This is a genomic window from Streptomyces sp. SJL17-4 (assembly GCF_036826855.1).
Classification (GTDB): Bacteria; Actinomycetota; Actinomycetes; order Streptomycetales; family Streptomycetaceae; genus Streptomyces.
This window is the reverse complement of the sequence record NZ_CP104578.1, coordinates 2,367,820-2,382,503: the sequence shown is the minus strand read 5'-3', so window position 1 is coordinate 2,382,503 and position 14,684 is coordinate 2,367,820. Positions and strand designations below refer to the sequence as shown.

16 protein-coding genes are annotated in these 14,684 nt (G+C 71.5%); 5 read left to right on the top strand and 11 right to left on the bottom strand.

Going from position 1 to position 14,684, the window contains the following annotated elements; translation table 11 throughout:
• Together N5875_RS10250 and N5875_RS10245 are read right to left on the bottom strand one after the other, a co-directional pair.
• Positions 1–714, bottom strand: a complete 714-nt coding sequence (locus N5875_RS10250; protein ID WP_338493252.1) for a helix-turn-helix domain-containing protein — start codon at positions 712–714, stop codon at positions 1–3.
• Positions 715–849: 135 nt separating this feature from the next.
• Positions 850–1,455, bottom strand: a complete 606-nt coding sequence (locus N5875_RS10245) for a GPP34 family phosphoprotein (protein WP_318207562.1) — start codon at positions 1,453–1,455, stop codon at positions 850–852.
• 462 nt (positions 1,456–1,917) lie between these two features.
• Here N5875_RS10245 and N5875_RS10240 point away from each other — a divergent pair, with 462 nt between their 5' ends.
• The 3 genes from N5875_RS10240 to recX all read left to right on the top strand — a co-directional run bounded on the left by N5875_RS10240 (position 1,918) and on the right by recX (position 4,439).
• Entirely contained in the window at positions 1,918–2,400 is a 483-nt protein-coding gene (locus N5875_RS10240) for a VTT domain-containing protein (protein ID WP_318207561.1), read from the top strand.
• A gap of 331 nt (positions 2,401–2,731) precedes the next feature.
• Positions 2,732–3,868: a recombinase RecA gene (gene recA, locus N5875_RS10235; protein ID WP_338493247.1), complete on the top strand. Its 1,137-nt coding sequence runs from the start codon at positions 2,732–2,734 to the stop codon at positions 3,866–3,868.
• A 4-nt stretch (positions 3,869–3,872) separates the two neighbouring features.
• Positions 3,873–4,439, top strand: a complete 567-nt coding sequence (recX, locus tag N5875_RS10230; RefSeq protein WP_318207559.1) for a recombination regulator RecX — start codon at positions 3,873–3,875, stop codon at positions 4,437–4,439.
• A gap of 44 nt (positions 4,440–4,483) precedes the next feature.
• On the opposite strand, the gene N5875_RS10225 is transcribed toward recX, so the two are convergent.
• From N5875_RS10225 to N5875_RS10190, 8 genes are all read right to left on the bottom strand, one after another.
• Positions 4,484–4,936, bottom strand: a complete 453-nt coding sequence (locus N5875_RS10225) for a rhodanese-like domain-containing protein (RefSeq protein WP_338493245.1) — start codon at positions 4,934–4,936, stop codon at positions 4,484–4,486.
• Entirely contained in the window at positions 4,933–5,487 is a 555-nt protein-coding gene (locus N5875_RS10220) for a cysteine dioxygenase (RefSeq protein WP_338499137.1), read from the bottom strand. The genes N5875_RS10225 and N5875_RS10220 overlap by 4 nt, the downstream gene beginning before the upstream one ends.
• A 140-nt stretch (positions 5,488–5,627) precedes the next feature.
• Positions 5,628–5,699 (bottom strand): putative leader peptide, encoded by a 72-nt coding sequence (locus N5875_RS10215; RefSeq protein ID WP_309544753.1) that lies wholly within the window; start codon positions 5,697–5,699, stop codon positions 5,628–5,630.
• Between the two features lie 47 nt (positions 5,700–5,746).
• Positions 5,747–7,552, bottom strand: a complete 1,806-nt coding sequence (locus N5875_RS10210) for an FAD-dependent monooxygenase (protein ID WP_338493243.1) — start codon at positions 7,550–7,552, stop codon at positions 5,747–5,749.
• 193 nt (positions 7,553–7,745) lie between these two features.
• Entirely contained in the window at positions 7,746–8,636 is an 891-nt protein-coding gene (locus tag N5875_RS10205; RefSeq protein WP_338493240.1) for an amino acid ABC transporter permease, read from the bottom strand.
• Positions 8,633–9,307 carry an amino acid ABC transporter permease gene (locus N5875_RS10200; protein WP_338493237.1) on the bottom strand — a complete coding sequence of 225 codons (675 nt, stop codon included), beginning with the start codon at positions 9,305–9,307 and terminating at the stop codon, positions 8,633–8,635. The genes N5875_RS10205 and N5875_RS10200 overlap by 4 nt, the downstream gene beginning before the upstream one ends.
• Before the next feature lie 120 nt (positions 9,308–9,427).
• The gene (locus N5875_RS10195) at positions 9,428–10,249 is read right to left on the bottom strand and encodes a glutamate ABC transporter substrate-binding protein (RefSeq protein ID WP_338493234.1); all 822 of its coding nucleotides are present in this window, start codon (positions 10,247–10,249) and stop codon (positions 9,428–9,430) included.
• A gap of 54 nt (positions 10,250–10,303) precedes the next feature.
• Positions 10,304–11,032 carry an amino acid ABC transporter ATP-binding protein gene (locus N5875_RS10190; protein ID WP_173861672.1) on the bottom strand — a complete coding sequence of 243 codons (729 nt, stop codon included), beginning with the start codon at positions 11,030–11,032 and terminating at the stop codon, positions 10,304–10,306.
• A gap of 329 nt (positions 11,033–11,361) precedes the next feature.
• Between N5875_RS10190 and N5875_RS10185 the strand changes: the two genes are divergently transcribed.
• Complete coding sequence (locus N5875_RS10185; protein ID WP_318207554.1) at positions 11,362–12,075, top strand: response regulator transcription factor; 714 nt, start codon at positions 11,362–11,364, stop codon at positions 12,073–12,075.
• A gap of 18 nt (positions 12,076–12,093) precedes the next feature.
• Positions 12,094–13,530: a HAMP domain-containing sensor histidine kinase gene (locus N5875_RS10180; RefSeq protein WP_318207553.1), complete on the top strand. Its 1,437-nt coding sequence runs from the start codon at positions 12,094–12,096 to the stop codon at positions 13,528–13,530.
• On the opposite strand, the gene N5875_RS10175 is transcribed toward N5875_RS10180, so the two are convergent.
• Positions 13,509–14,510 carry a TAXI family TRAP transporter solute-binding subunit gene (locus N5875_RS10175; protein WP_338493231.1) on the bottom strand — a complete coding sequence of 334 codons (1,002 nt, stop codon included), beginning with the start codon at positions 14,508–14,510 and terminating at the stop codon, positions 13,509–13,511. The genes N5875_RS10180 and N5875_RS10175 overlap by 22 nt on opposite strands.
• Positions 14,511–14,684: the final 174 nt, after the last annotated feature.

Here is a 14,684-nt window from a genome sequence, read left to right as displayed (position 1 = left end):
TCAATGATCGTTGTTTTTAGAAGTCTCGACCACTACGCAGCACTCGCCCGGCCGGGCGTCCATGCGGGCGCGTACGGCGCCGTCCGTGCCCAGCAGTCCTTCGAGCAGGGCGAGGTTCATGCCGCAGACGAGGGGCGGGAAGCGTTCGGCGACGGCGTGGAAGGGGCAGTTGCGCATACGGAGGACGAGTGCGGTGTCTCTGATGTCTTCGGCGACCTCGGGGGTCCCGGTGGCCTCGGCGGCCTCCAGGTGCGGTTCGTAGCCGCGCGCCGCCAGCGTCTTCATCGCCTCCTCCAGGTCTCCGCAGGGCGCCTCCGAGCCGCGCAGCTCCTCGCCGCGGCGGCGTGCGGCCGCGCAGAGCCCGGCGTCCAGTCCGGCCTGTTCGGCGGCCTCGGCGAGCAGCTCGGCGGCGGTGCGGTAGTCGCGGGCCGGCAGGGACACCGACCGCTCGGCCCGCGCCCGTGTGTAGACCTTGGCGGGGCGGCCGGCTCCCGGCCCCGAGCGGCCCGTCAGGCGGCGGCTGCCGCTCTCCAGGAGCCCGGCGTCGGCCAGCTTGTCCAGGTGGTGCGCGGCGAGCGTGCGCGCCACCCCGACGGCCTCGGCGGCCTCGTTGCGCCCGACCTCGCGGCCCTGCGCCGCCACGTACGCGTACAGGCGGCGCCGTACCGGATCCTGCAGCATGGCGATCGCGTCGATGTCCTGCGTGTCCTCCATTCGGCCATTCTAGGAACAACGCGGGTTGGAGATAGAGAACCGGGGCCCGGGCCGGGACCGAGACCGGGACCGGGACCGAGACCGGGGTCGGGACCGAGACCGGGGTCGGGACCGAGACCGGGACCGGGGTACGGCTTACGGGCCGCGCCAGATGTTGGCGAAGGCGGTGTTCTCGATGGTCCGCCTCTGACGTACGGCTTCGAGTTCCATCACCGCGTCGTGGACGACGGCGACCACGGCCGTCACCGCCTCGTCGTCGAGACCGGACTCGTCGTCGGACCGGCCGCTGTCGATGCCCACGGCCGAGGCGAGGGCGACCAGGACGGGTTCGTTCTCCTCCCAGCGGTCGGCGGCCCGGCGGTTCGCGGGCGTGTCGGCGGGTTCCACGCGTTCGGGGCCGAAGGACAGCCGACCGCTGCGCTTCCGCGTCAGCTCGCCGGCCCCCTCCAGCGCGGTCCGGTACGCGGCCGAGAGGTCGCGGCCGCGGCGCCACAGCCAGTCCTCGACGAGCTCGTAGGGCTCCTGCCGGGCGACTTCCGCCGCGGCCTCGCCGAGGAGTCGGTCGTCCGGCTCCGACGGCTCGCCCGGCACGATGCGGTCGTCCTCCACGGTGACGGTCCCGGCGCCGATGAGATCGATCAGCTCGGCTCCCGCGAGTGCGAGCGACAGGTCCCCCTGGCCCACTGCATGGTCCGACCTCGGGTCCATGGCGATGATGAACAGGTCTTTCGCCGTGGTCATGAAGGCTCCCCTCGGAGACATCGACAAAGATGCGTTCCCACCCCCACCCGACCGGCCCGTGTCCAGGACCGATCCGGTGCGAAGCGACTGCCGTGATCAGTATCGCCCCCTGCTCGCACGTCCGAAGCCCCGTCGCGGTACGGGGAGTTCGCGGCCGAGGGTGTGGTGCCACCCGCCGGCCCCTCGGGGGAGCCCGGTGCCCTGTATCCGCCGTGTGTCCGTTCGGTTAGGCTGACCTTGCCTGGGCGTTCGGCCCGGGTGCGAGGGTTCGGGTTCCGGTGCCGCGGGCGTTCCAGTGCCACGGGCGGGAACCCGGAGGGCGGAACGGGCAGAGGCGGGGCGCAGGTGAGAGACGGTGACCGGGCTCGTGCGCGTCGTGCGCGTCGTGCGCCCGTCGAGGCGGGACGTCCATGAGGGTGACGAGGGGCGCGGGTTCCGGCCCGGCGCCCGGGACGAGGCGTCGTGGATAGGATCGCGCTCACGGCCGGAACCCTGTACGTCATCGTCCTGCTGCGCGCCGGAGGGACGTTCGCCGTCGGGTGGCTCGCCGGCGCCGGTGCCCGGCGCAGCAGGTTCGCCGGGCGGATCTCCTCGGCGAAGTTCCAGCGCGCCGAGCGTGCGATCCAGCGGTGGGGCGCACCGGTGGTGGCGGTCTCCTTCCTGACCATCGGTTTCCAGACCGCCGCGAACTTCCTCGCGGGCAGCATGCGGATGCCCTTGCCGCGCTACCTCCCCGCCCTGTTCGTGGGCGGAGCGGCCTGGGCGCTGATCTACGCGACCGCGGGGCTCGGCCTGCTCGAAGTGGTGGGACGGCTCTTCGCCGGGCGGACGGCCCTCGGGGTGTCCGCCGTGGCCGTCCTCCTCCTCGCGGTGTGCGGGGTGGTGGTGTACCGCAGAAGAAGGGCAGCTCCGTCCTCCAGCGGCACCGTGGCCGACGAAGCGTGAACCTGGCCCGTGAGGGCGGATGCCACGGCGGGCCGGATGTACGCGGCGCCTCGGCTCTCCCCGGGTCTCCTCGGACCTCTACGGCCACGGCCGCCCTTCGCTCTCCGTGTCCGGGCTGGAGCAGTCGGTAGCGAACGAGTCGGCGTGTCGCCCCGTGGATACGCTTGACACTAAAATCGAACATCCATTCTCATGGAAGCCCGGCCCTTGGGATCTCGGGCTTGTCGCCGAGTTGTCCACAGGCTGGAGGGGACGTCGGGGCCCATTGTCAGTGGCAGGGGTTAGCGTCTTTCACATGAAGCGATCGACTCAAGCAAACCGGGTGGAACCCATGGCAGGAACCGACCGCGAGAAGGCGCTCGACGCCGCGCTCGCACAGATTGAACGCCAATTCGGCAAGGGCGCCGTGATGCGCATGGGCGACCGCACCCAGGAGCCGATCGAGGTGATCCCGACCGGATCGACCGCCCTCGACATCGCCCTCGGCGTCGGTGGCCTGCCGCGCGGCCGTGTCGTGGAGGTCTACGGACCGGAGTCCTCCGGCAAGACGACCCTGACCCTGCACGCGGTGGCCAACGCCCAGAAGGCCGGCGGCCAGGTGGCGTTCGTGGACGCCGAGCACGCCCTCGACCCCGAGTACGCCAAGAAGCTCGGCGTCGACATCGACAACCTCATCCTGTCCCAGCCGGACAACGGCGAGCAGGCCCTCGAGATCGTCGACATGCTGGTCCGCTCCGGCGCCCTCGACCTGATCGTCATCGACTCCGTCGCCGCGCTCGTCCCGCGCGCGGAGATCGAGGGCGAGATGGGCGACTCCCACGTCGGCCTCCAGGCCCGACTCATGAGCCAGGCGCTCCGGAAGATCACCAGTGCGCTCAACCAGTCCAAGACCACCGCGATCTTCATCAACCAGCTCCGCGAGAAGATCGGCGTGATGTTCGGCTCGCCGGAGACCACGACCGGTGGCCGCGCCCTCAAGTTCTACGCCTCGGTGCGCCTCGACATCCGCCGTATCGAGACCCTCAAGGACGGCACGGACGCGGTCGGCAACCGCACCCGCGTCAAGGTCGTCAAGAACAAGGTCGCGCCCCCCTTCAAGCAGGCCGAGTTCGACATCCTCTACGGCCAGGGCATCAGCCGCGAGGGCGGTCTGATCGACATGGGCGTGGAGCACGGCTTCGTGCGCAAGGCCGGTGCCTGGTACACGTACGAGGGCGACCAGCTCGGCCAGGGCAAGGAGAACGCCCGCAACTTCCTGAAGGACAACCCCGACCTCGCCGACGAGATCGAGAAGAAGATCAAGGAGAAGCTCGGCGTCGGCGTCCGGCCCGAGGCCGCCAAGGCCGAGGCGGCGACGGACGCGGCCGCCGCCGCGGACACCGCCGGCACGGACGACGCCGCCAAGAGCGTCCCGGCACCCGCGAGCAAGACCGCGAAGGCGACCAAGGCCACCGCGGTCAAGAGCTGAACCAGTGACCGGTCGCACCGAATGGCCGGGTGACAGCCCCGACTCGTCGAGGGCCGAGAAAGAGCTGTCACCCCAGGACCCGGCTGAGCGGGCGCGGGCGATCTGCCTGCGCCTGCTCACCGGGAACCCCCGCACGCGCAAGCAGCTCGCCGACGCGCTGCGCAAGCGGGAGATCCCTGACGAGGTGGCCGAGGAGGTCCTCTCCCGCTTCGAGGACGTCGGGCTCATCGACGACGCCGCTTTCGCGGGGGCCTGGGTGGAGTCCCGCCACCACGGCCGGGGCCTCGCCCGCCGGGCGCTCGCCCGCGAGCTGCGGACCAAGGGCGTCGAACCGTCCCTCATCCAGGAAGCGGTGGAGCAGCTCGACTCCGACCAGGAGGAGGCCACCGCGCGGGAGCTCGTCGCCCGCAAGCTGCGCGCCACCCGCGGTCTCGACCGCGACCGGCGCCTGAGACGGCTCGCCGGGATGCTCGCCCGCAAGGGCTATCCCGAGGGCATGGCCCTCCGTGTCGTCCGCCAGGCGCTGGAGGCCGAGGGCGAGGACACGGACGGGCTCGACGAGTCCTTCTGATCCCCGGGGGAGATCAGAAGGACGCGTTCCCTCCCTCTCGGGGCTCAGCCCGGTGTCGTCGGGAGCAGGACCGGGAGGCCCGCCGCCTTCCATGCCTGGAAGCCGCCGATCAGGTCCGTCGCCCGGTGCAGGCCCAGACGGCGCAGGGACTCGGCAGCGAGGGAAGAGGCGTAGCCCTCGTTGCAGAGGACCACCACCAGGAGGTCATGGCCGGTCGCCTCCGGTGCGCGGTGGCTGCCCCGGGGATCCAGCCGCCATTCCAGTTCGTTGCGCTCCACCACCAGCGCGCCCGGGATCAGGCCGTCCCGTTCGCGCAGGGCCGCATAGCGGGTGTCGACCAGGAGCGCTTCACCCGACTCGTACGCCTCGTAGGCGGCCCGCGGTTCGATCCGGTCGAGGCCGGACCTGACCTGCTCCAGGAGTTCGTCGATGCCGACTTCGATGCCCCCTTCGACACCGACGTCGATACCGGCGCGGGCGTTGTCGCTGTCGCTCACTGCCAGTCCTCCGGGCGTTCGACCTGCTCGAGACGGAGCACCGCGCCCGCCCGGCTGAAGCGCCGGATCAGCGGGAGCGGCGGGTAGTAGGCGTGCACCGACACCGCGTGGGTGTCGGTGGACTCATTGAGCACCTCGTGCACATGGTGGCGGCCGAAGGCGCGGCCACCGCCCTCCCCGAGCCGACGGGAGCGGTCGAGGCCGTCGGCCAGTTCCAGGGTCTTCCAGCCGCTCGCCGGCAGCCGGACCGCCAGCGCGTTCTCGGTCAGGGTGCCGCGCGCGGTGGCGAAGGCGCCCAGCGACTCGGCGTGGTCGTGCCAGCCCGTGCCCGTGCCGGGCGGCCAGCCGATGAGCCAGGCCTCGCTGCCGCCGGGGCCTTCGAGCCGTACCCAGGTACGGCCCTCGGGGTCGAGGGGCAGGGAGTCGACGAGTTCCCGGTCGGCCGCCGTGCGTCGGACGAAGTCGAGCAGATCGGCCGCCGACGGGGCGCCGGGGGGTGTGGCGGCGGGAGTGGCGGGGGAGTCGACGGGGGAGTGGGTCGAGGCGTTCAGGGGGCGTGCGGGGGCGGGTTGAGACACGGGTGACCGTCCTGGGTTCGCTGAGAGCGCGCGGCGGCAGCACGACACACGGACGTACCGGGATGTACCTGGACGTACGGCGATGGCGGGGCGCGCGCGGGGAAGGGGCGAGATCAGCAGGACGGGCGACACACGCAGCCCGCATAGCGGACGAGGTCCATATGGACCCTCCGCCACAGGCGCACATCGGTGTCGGTCACGCTCCGGAGTACACCATGCGCGCCTGCGGGAATCAACGCATGTCCGCTGTGCGGTCACTCCCCGTGGACACTCCGGCGGCTTCCACCTTCGACCCCGTCTTCGAGCTCACCTTCGAGCCCGCCTTCGCTCCGGCCTTCGCTCCGGCCTTCGCTCCCGTCTTCGATCCCGCCGTTGCGCCCGCCGTCGCTCCGGCCTCCGTCCCGCCCTCCGTCCCGTCTTCCGGCTCGTCGGTCGGCGAGCCGCCGCGGGCCGCGTCCGCCGCCGCGTACAGCCCCTCGGGGTGGACCCCGGCGAAGGCCGCGACGAGATGTCCGTCGGGCCGTACCAGCAGGACGGCGTGGGCGGGGGCGCCCGGGTAGGCCTCCGTCACCAGGACCTCGGCCTTCGCCGGGAGGGCGGCGACCGCCTCTTCGAGCCGGGGCATCACCCCGGCGCCGCGCCAGTGCCGCGGGTCCCACACCCCGGTGCCGGGCGCGACCAGGAGGACCAGGAGGCGGCCCTGACCCAGCCGGTCCCGGAGCCGTACGGTCGTGCCGTCGGGGGCGGTCACGCGGACGTCCTCGACCGGGGCGCCCTCCGGGGTGCCGACCGGGGTCCGGCCCTCGGTGTACGGAGGTGCGAGGGGGGAGTGGGGGTACGCCGGGGGCGCGCCGAGCGGGCCGCGCCCCACATGGCCGTCGGTCAGGAGGGCGTCGTGGCCGCGCGTGGCCCCCGGAAGGTACGTCCGGAGACCGCCGCCGCCCCGCAGGACCGGCAGCGACTGGTCGGCGCCGCGCAGCCGGTGGGCGACGGCCGAGCGCCGCTCGCTCTGGTAGCTGTCGAGCAACCGCTCGGAGGCTCCGTGGTGCCAGGTGTGGGCCAGTTTCCAGGCGAGGTTGTCGACGTCCCTCAACCCCTCGTCGAGGCCCTGGGTGCCGACCGCGCCGAGCAGGTGCGCCGCGTCCCCGGCGAGGAGGACGCGGTCGACCCGCCACCGGCGGGCGAGCCGGTGGTGGAGGGTGTGGACGCCGGTGTCGATGAGTTCGTACGGGGGTGTCACACCGTCGCACCAGCCGGCCAGGGTCTCGCGGATCCGGGCGACCAGCGCGTCCGGGGTGACGAGGTCGCCCCGGGGCGGCAGCAGCCAGTCGATCCGCCACACCCCGTCGGGCAGTGGGCGGGCGGTGATCTCGTCGGCGGCGCCGCGCCACGGCGGCTGACGGTGCAACAGGGCCTCGCCGGGCCAGGGGAGTTCGGTGCGCAGTGCGGCGACCGCGTGCCGCTCCACCGCCGTACGGCCCGGGAAGCGGATGCCGAGCAGCTTGCGGACGGTCGAGCGGGCGCCGTCGCAGCCGACGAGATGGCTGCCGCGCCACCAGGTGCCCGCCGGGCCCCGGGTGTGGGCGACGACGCCGTCGCGGTCCTGCTCGATGGTGTCGAGCCGGGCCTCGGTGACGAGCCGGATCAGCTTCTGGTGGGCGATGGCGTCGCGCAGCCCGCGCGCCAGGGCGTGCTGCGGGATGTGCAGCGGCGCAGCCGGTGCCGAGGGCGCGGCGGGGTCCTCGGACCACTCCTCCGTACCGCCGAGCCCCAGGTCGAGGGTGAGGTGGCGGACCACCTGGCGGCGGCGCATGCCGCGCCAGCCGACCCAGCGGACGCCCTCGTCACGGAGGGTGGTGCAGCCGAGCCGCTCGACCATCGCGGCCATGTCGGCGCGCAGCACGACGCTGCGGGCGGGGCGTGGCTCGTCCTTGCCGGAGCCCTCGTCGAGGACGACGCTGGGCACACCCTGCGCGGCGAGCGCGAGGGAGAGCGCGAGGCCGACCGGCCCCGCGCCCACGATGATCACCGGGTCCACGGCGCGGCTCCTGAAGGCCGGACGGTCATGGGGGCAGCACATCTGAGTGTGGCACGAGCCCGGTGCTTGATCACAGACCGTATGCAACCCACTGAGGGTGCTTGCGTCAAGCGACGGGGTGGGCGCGGTGCGGCTGACCTGAAGTCAGTACCGCTCCGGCCCACCCCTGTTGTCCCACAGACCCCTGGAGGGGTCAGGCACCGCTGACGGCGTCGCTCTTCACATCGGCGGGTCCGCCCTGGGCGGGGATGGCCGCCGCGACGGACTTCTTGCCCTGCCGCAGGCGCTTCTCCAGACGTCCCGCGAGCCAGGTGACGATCGCGTTGAGGACGATGTAGATCAGCGCGATGACGGTGAAGGTGGCGATGGTGTTGGCGCCGTAGTTCGCGGTGATCTGCCGGTTCTGGCTGAGCAGCTCCGTGAAGCCGAGCAGGGCGCCGCCGAGTGCCGTGTCCTTGACGATCACGACGAGCTGGCTGACCAGGGCGGGGAGCATGACGGTGACGGCCTGCGGGAGCAGGACGTACATCATGGTCTGGCCCTTGCGCATACCGAGTGCCTCGGCCGCGTCGCCCTGGCCGCGCGGCAGCGAGAGCACACCGGCCCGGACGATCTCGGCGATCACCGAGGCGTTGTAGAGCACCAGACCGGTGACGACCGCGTAGAGCGGGCGGAAGTCGGAACTGACCGTCGTGAACTCGCGGTACAGGGCGGCCGCGAACATCATCAGGAGCAGCACCGGGATGGCGCGGAAGAACTCCACGACCGCCCCGACGGGGACGCGCACCCAGCGGTGGTCGGAAAGCCGGCCGATGCCAAGGAGGGCTCCGAGCGGCAGCGCGATCAGGATCGACAGCGCGGCGGCCTTGAGGGTCTCCATCAGACCGGGCAGCAGATAGGTCGTCCAGACCCGGGAGTCGGTGACGAACGGACTCCACTTCTCGGCGGCCAGCTGGTTCTTGTCGGCCAGGGCGGCCAACACCCACCAGGCCAGTAGGCCGAGGACCGCGAGGAAGCCGACCGTGTAGAGGACGTTGCGCCGCTTGGCACGGGGGCCGGGGGTGTCATACAGGACGGAGGTCATCGCTTCACCGCCAGTCGCTTGGCCGCCCAGCCCAGGATGAGGCCGGTCGGGAGGGTGAGGACGATGAAGCCGAATGCGAAGACCGCAAAGACCGCGAAAAGCGCGTCGGCCTCGTTCTCGATCATTTCCTTCATCAGGAACGCTGCCTCGGCCGCGCTGATGGCCGCCGCCACGGTGGTGTTCTTGGTGAGGGCGATCAGGACGTTGGCGAGCGGAGTGACCACCGTGCGGAACGCCTGGGGGAGCACCACCAGGGTGAGGACCTGGATGAAGCTCAGGCCCAGCGCGCGGGCCGCCTCGGCCTGGCCGGGCGGGACGGTGTTGATGCCGGAGCGCAGCGCCTCGCAGACAAAGGTGCCGGTGTACGCGACGAGTCCGAGGACGGCCAGCCGGAAGCCGATCGACTCGGAGCCCTCGGCGCCGAGCGTGATGCCGAGGGTCTGGTCGAGGCCGAGTGAGCAGGCCACGATGACCACGGTCAGTGGAGTGTTCCGGACGAGGTTGACGTACGCGGTGCCGAAGGCCCGCATGAGTGGGACCGGGCTGACCCGCATGGCAACCAGAGCGGTGCCCCAGATCAGCGAGCCGATCGCCGAGTAGAGGGCGAGCTGCGCCGTCACCCAGAAGGCGCCGAGCAGGTCGTACTGCCCGGAATCAAGAAAGTCGAACACGATGCCCGCGCTCTCCCCTGGTGGTCGGTCGGGTGTGAAGGCCGGTGCGTGGGCAGCGGCCGGTGCCGGTGTGGCGGCCGCCCCGGAAGGGGGCGACCGTCACGGCCGGAGCGGGTCAGGTCAGTTCTCGACCTTCGGCGCGGGCTCGTACTTGTAGCCGGACGGGCCGAAGTGCTCCTTGACGAGCTTCTCCCAGGTGCCGTCGGTGACCATCTTCTCGAGCGCCTTGTTGATCTTGCCGCGCAGCTCCTCGTCGCCCTTCTTGACGCCGATGCCGTACTTCTCGTCACTCATCCGGAGACCGGCGAGCTTGAACTTGCCCTGGTTCTCCTTCTGCGCGGCGTAGCCCGCGAGGATGGAGTCATCGGTGGTCAGCGCGTCGACACGCTTGTTCTCCAGGCCGGTCAGGCACTCGGAGTAGCCGCCGAGCTGGCGGAGGTCGGCCTTCGGAGCGAGCTTGTCCCGGACGTTCTGCGCGGAGGTCGAGCCGGTGACCGAGCAGAGCTTCTTGGCGTTGAGGTCCTCGACCTTGGTGATCGAGCTGTCGTCGGAGCGCACGAGCAGGTCCTGGTGGGCCAGGAAGTACGGACCGGCGAAGTCGACCTCCTTCTTGCGCTTGTCGTTGATCGAGTAGCTGGCGACGACGAACTTGACGTCACCGTTCTTGATCAGGTTCTCGCGCTCGGCGCTGGGTGCCTGCTTGAAGTTGATCTTGTCCTCGGCGAAGCCGAGCTCCTTCGCGACGTAGCGGGCGACGTCGACGTCGAAGCCGGCGTACTTGCCGTCCGGGGTCTTCAGGCCGAGGCCCGGCTGGTCGAACTTGATGCCGACGTTGATCTTGTCACCGTTGCTGCCCGAGTCGGAGCCGCCGCCACAGGCGGTGGCGGTCAGCGCGAGGACGACGGCGGCCGCGGCGGCGGCAGGGGTGCGGCGAAGCTTCATCGAGGAATATCCCTTGGTCTAGAAGTGAGTTGGGAAGAATAGGCCCGAACTCGCTCAGTGGTGAAGGATCTTGGAGAGGAAGTCCTTGGCCCGGTCACTGCGCGGGTTGCTGAAGAACTCCTCGGGCGTCGCCTGTTCGACGATGCGACCGTCCGCCATGAAGACGACCCGGTTGGCGGCGGAGCGCGCGAAGCCCATCTCGTGGGTCACGACGACCATCGTCATGCCGTCCCGCGCCAGCTGCTGCATGACCTCGAGGACCTCGTTGATCATCTCGGGGTCGAGCGCGGAGGTCGGCTCGTCGAACAGCATGACCTTCGGGCCCATCGCGAGCGCGCGGGCGATCGCCACACGCTGCTGCTGGCCACCGGAGAGCTGCGCCGGGTACTTGTCCGCCTGGGTGCCGACCCCGACCCTGTCGAGCAGGGCGCGGGCCTTCTCCTCGGCGGCCTTCTTCTCCGTCTTCCGGACCTTGATCTGGCCCAGCATCACGTTCTCGAGCACCGTCTTGTGCGCGAAGAGGTTGAACGACTGGAAGACCATGCCGACGTCGGAACGCAGGCGGGCGAGCTCCCTGCCCTCCGCCGGCAGCGGCTTGCCGTCGATGGTGATGGTGCCGGAGTCGACGCTCTCCAGCCGGTTGATCGTGCGGCACAGCGTCGACTTGCCGGACCCGGAGGGTCCGATGACGACCACGACTTCGCCGCGGCTGATCGTCAGATCGATGTCCTGGAGGACATGCAGTGCGCCGAAGTGCTTGTTCACGCCGGACAGTACGACCAGGTCGTCCGAGCCCTGCGGGGTGCCCTCGGGACTCTTGGACACTGACTCTCCGCTCATCGGCCTTGCTCCGTCCTCCTCGGTTGGGGAGGACACTAGAGACCCGATGTGATGACCGTCATCACATCTGAGCGGAAATTGAGGATAACGATCCGGCCGCAACCGGACACAGTATGTGAACGGGACACCCCGGGCCGTACCGGCTGCATAACGGAAACGCAGCCGTCACAGGGGGACACTTGACTGTGACACCGATGATCGGCGTTCATGCCTTGGTACCACCTGGTACACAGAGACCCGATATCAGGACCGCGACCACGGAGGAGGTACGTATGCGACTGCTGCTCGTCGAGGACGACGATCATGTCGCCGCCGCCCTCTCCGCGATCCTCGCCAAGCACGGCTTCACGGTGACCCACGCCCGCAACGGCGAGGAGGCGCTCCAGGCCGTACTGCCCACGGCGCAGGGCGAGCGCCCCTCGTACGGGGTGATCCTGCTCGACCTCGGCCTGCCCGACCAGGACGGCTACCAGGTCTGCGGCCGCATCCGGAAGCTCACCACCACCCCGGTGATCATGGTGACCGCGCGCGGCGACGTACGCTCCCGGATCCACGGGCTCAACCTCGGCGCCGACGACTACGTCGTCAAGCCCTACGACCCCGGCGAGCTCCTCGCCCGTATCCACGCGGTCAGCCGGCGCAACGCCGGCGCCGAGGAGACGGCCGCGGGCGGCGCGGTGACCGACGGCACCCAGCTGCGGCTCGGCTCCGTCACCATCGAGCTGCCCACCCGCCGGGTCAGCGTCGACGGCGAGAGCGTGCCCCTCACCCGCAAGGAGTTCGACCTGCTCGCCCTCCTCGCGCAGCGCCCCGGAGTCGTCTTCCGCCGCGAACAGATCATCAGCGAGGTCTGGCGCACCAGCTGGGAGGGGACCGGCCGCACCCTGGAGGTGCACGTCGCCTCCCTGCGGTCCAAGCTGCGGATGCCCGCCCTGATCGAGACCGTGCGGGGCGTCGGCTACCGCCTGGTCGCCCCCGCCGCGTAACCGCCGGACGGCCCCTTCGTGCGCACCCGCCTCCTTCCGCTGCTCATCGTGCTGATGGCCGGCGTCCTGCTCGCCCTCGGCTTCCCGCTCGCCGCCAGCCTCGCCGCGTCCGAGCAGCAGCGGGTCGTCGTCGACCGGCTCGACGACGCCGCCCGCTTCGCCGCGCTCGCCCAGTTCGTCAGCGAGACCAGCCCCGGCACCGACGAGCGGCGCACCACCCTCGGCGGCGAACTCGCCAGCTACCACGACGTGTACGGCATCCGGGCCGGCATCTTCTACCGCGACAACCGGTCCATGGCCGCCGCCCCCGAGGACTGGGTGGTCCCGTACGAAGGGGAGGGCCGCCGCGCCTTCAACGAGTCGCTGCTCGGCCGCCGCAGCCACGACCCGCCGCAGGTGTGGCCCTGGCAGGCCCACGCCCGGCTCATCATCGCCTCACCGGTCGTCCGCGACGGCGACGTCGTCGCGGTCGTCGTCACCGACTCGCCCACCGGCCAGCTCCGGCTCCGCATCCTGCGCGGCTGGCTGCTGATCTTCGCGGGCGAGTCCCTGGCCATGCTGGTCGCCGTCGGCGCCGCCTTCCGGCTCACCGGCTGGGTCCTGCGGCCCGTCCGCGTCCTCGACTCCGTCACCCACGACATCGCCACCGGCCGGATGAACTCCCGGGTCGCCGCGACCGGCGGGCCGCCCGAACTCCGGCGTCTCGCGCTCTCGTTCAACGAGATGGCCGACAACGTCGAGGAGGCGCTCGAACAGCAGCGGGCGTTCGTCGCCGACGCCTCCCACCAGCTGCGCAACCCGCTGGCCGCGCTGCTCCTGCGGATCGAGCTGCTCGCCATGGAGCTCCCCGAGGGCAATGCGGAGATCGCCTCCGTACGCACCGAGGGAAAGCGCCTCTCACAGGTCCTCGACGACCTCCTCGACCTGGCGCTCGCCGAGCACGCGGCGGCCGAGCTGCGGCTCACCGACGTCGGCGCGCTCACCGCCGAGCGGCTCTCGTCCTGGCGGCCGGTCGCCGACGACAAGGGTGTCGTGCTCACCGGGGAGTGCGGGGCGGTCACGGCCTGGGCGGACCCGGTGGCGCTCTCCAGCGCGCTGGACGCGGTGATCGACAACGCGCTGAAGTTCACCCCGGCCGGGGAGGAGGTCACCGTCACGGCCAAGGCCCTGCCCGGCGGGGAGAGCGTCGCCGTCGTCGTCGCCGACCACGGGCCCGGCCTGACGGACGAGGAGCTGGGCCGGGTCGGCGACCGCTTCTGGCGCTCCGGCCGGCACCAGAACATCAAGGGATCGGGCCTCGGCCTCTCGATCACCCGGGTCCTGCTCACGGCGGGCGGGGGCGGCATCGACTTCGCGCCGAACGAGCCCCACGGGCTGCGCGTGACCGTCACCGTGCCCCGGAACCCGCCGGTGGCCAGGGGCGACGCACAGGGTCAGGGCTTCACCGAGCGGTAGTAGCGGCGCGCGCCGTCGTGGAGGGTCAGCGGCTCCGTGTAGATGGCGGTCCGTAGGTCGACCAGCTGCGCCGGATGGACCTGGCGGCCGATCCGGTCCCGGCTCCCGATCACCGTACGCGTGAAGCCCTCGACCAGGTCGTCGTCGGCCTCCACGGTCGTGACCAGCAGGTTCGCCACCGCGAGGGTCTCTATCGGCCGGCCGTCCTGCGCCTTGGCGTACGCCTCGGCCGGGATCACCGCGGACCGGTAGTGCCGGGTGGTCGAGTCGCCGACGGCGTGGAGCCGGTCGATCAGCGCCGCGTCCAGCGCCAGCAGCCGGATCGGGAAGCGCTCGGACAGCACCTGCACCGCCTGGGTCGGCAGGCCGCCCGACCAGAAGAAGGCATCCAGCTCGCCGCGCTCAAGGAGGCCGGGCATGGTGTCGATGCCCGCCGAGACCGGCACGACGTCCCGGTCCGGGGTGAGGCCGGCCGCCGCGAGGACGCGGTCGGCGATCAGCCGTACGCCCGACCTGTCCTGACCCACGCCGACCCGGAGGCCGCGCAGGTCCCGCACGTTCCGCAGCTCGGAGCCCTTGCGCACCACGATCTGCACATAGTCGTCGTAGAGCCGGGCACAGCCGCGCAGCCGCTCCCAGCCGGGCCTGCGCTCCCGCTGGTACTGGGCGACCGCGTCCGCCGTCGCGACGGTGAAGTCGGCCTCGCCGTTGGCCACCCGCTGCACGTTCTGCTGGGAGCCCTCGCTCTCCTTCAGCGTTATCGACACCTCGGGCAGGTCCTGCGCGAGGTCCTGCTTGAGGAGGTCCCCGTACCGCTGGTAGACGCCGGTGGAGACTCCCGTACTGAAGGTGACCGAGCCGCTGGGAGCGGGGGAACCGAAGGGCATCAGCCACCACGCCAGCACCCCGCACACCGCGAGCAGCGCGGCCGCGCCCGCCAGGACGCGGCGACGGGCGGCACGGGAGAGGGAGGCGAACATGCTCGCGATCCTGCCAGGTCACTGTCCCTTATGGCCAGGATCGGGGGTGTGGGCCGCCTCTCCCCGCGGGGGTGGCCGCCTCCCCCGGCCGGGTGGGGCTCCGTACCCGGCCGGGGTGAGCCCCGTACCCCGCCGGGGTGGGCGCGGGGCCGGCGAGGGCCCCGCGCGCGTCGG

Bases quoted from the DNA above. Each gene is read 5' to 3' on its own strand.
- N5875_RS10250 (WP_338493252.1), bottom strand. From the start codon at position 714: ATGGAGGACACGCAGGACATCGACGCGATCGCCATGCTGCAGGATCCG.
- N5875_RS10185 (WP_318207554.1), top strand. From the start codon at position 11,362: ATGCGACTGCTGCTCGTCGAGGACGACGATCATGTCGCCGCCGCCCTC.
- recA (WP_338493247.1), top strand. From the start codon at position 2,732: ATGGCAGGAACCGACCGCGAGAAGGCGCTCGACGCCGCGCTCGCACAG.
- N5875_RS10175 (WP_338493231.1), bottom strand. From the start codon at position 14,510: ATGTTCGCCTCCCTCTCCCGTGCCGCCCGTCGCCGCGTCCTGGCGGGC.
- N5875_RS10205 (WP_338493240.1), bottom strand. From the start codon at position 8,636: ATGACCTCCGTCCTGTATGACACCCCCGGCCCCCGTGCCAAGCGGCGC.
- N5875_RS10195 (WP_338493234.1), bottom strand. From the start codon at position 10,249: ATGAAGCTTCGCCGCACCCCTGCCGCCGCCGCGGCCGCCGTCGTCCTC.
- N5875_RS10245 (WP_318207562.1), bottom strand. From the start codon at position 1,455: ATGACCACGGCGAAAGACCTGTTCATCATCGCCATGGACCCGAGGTCG.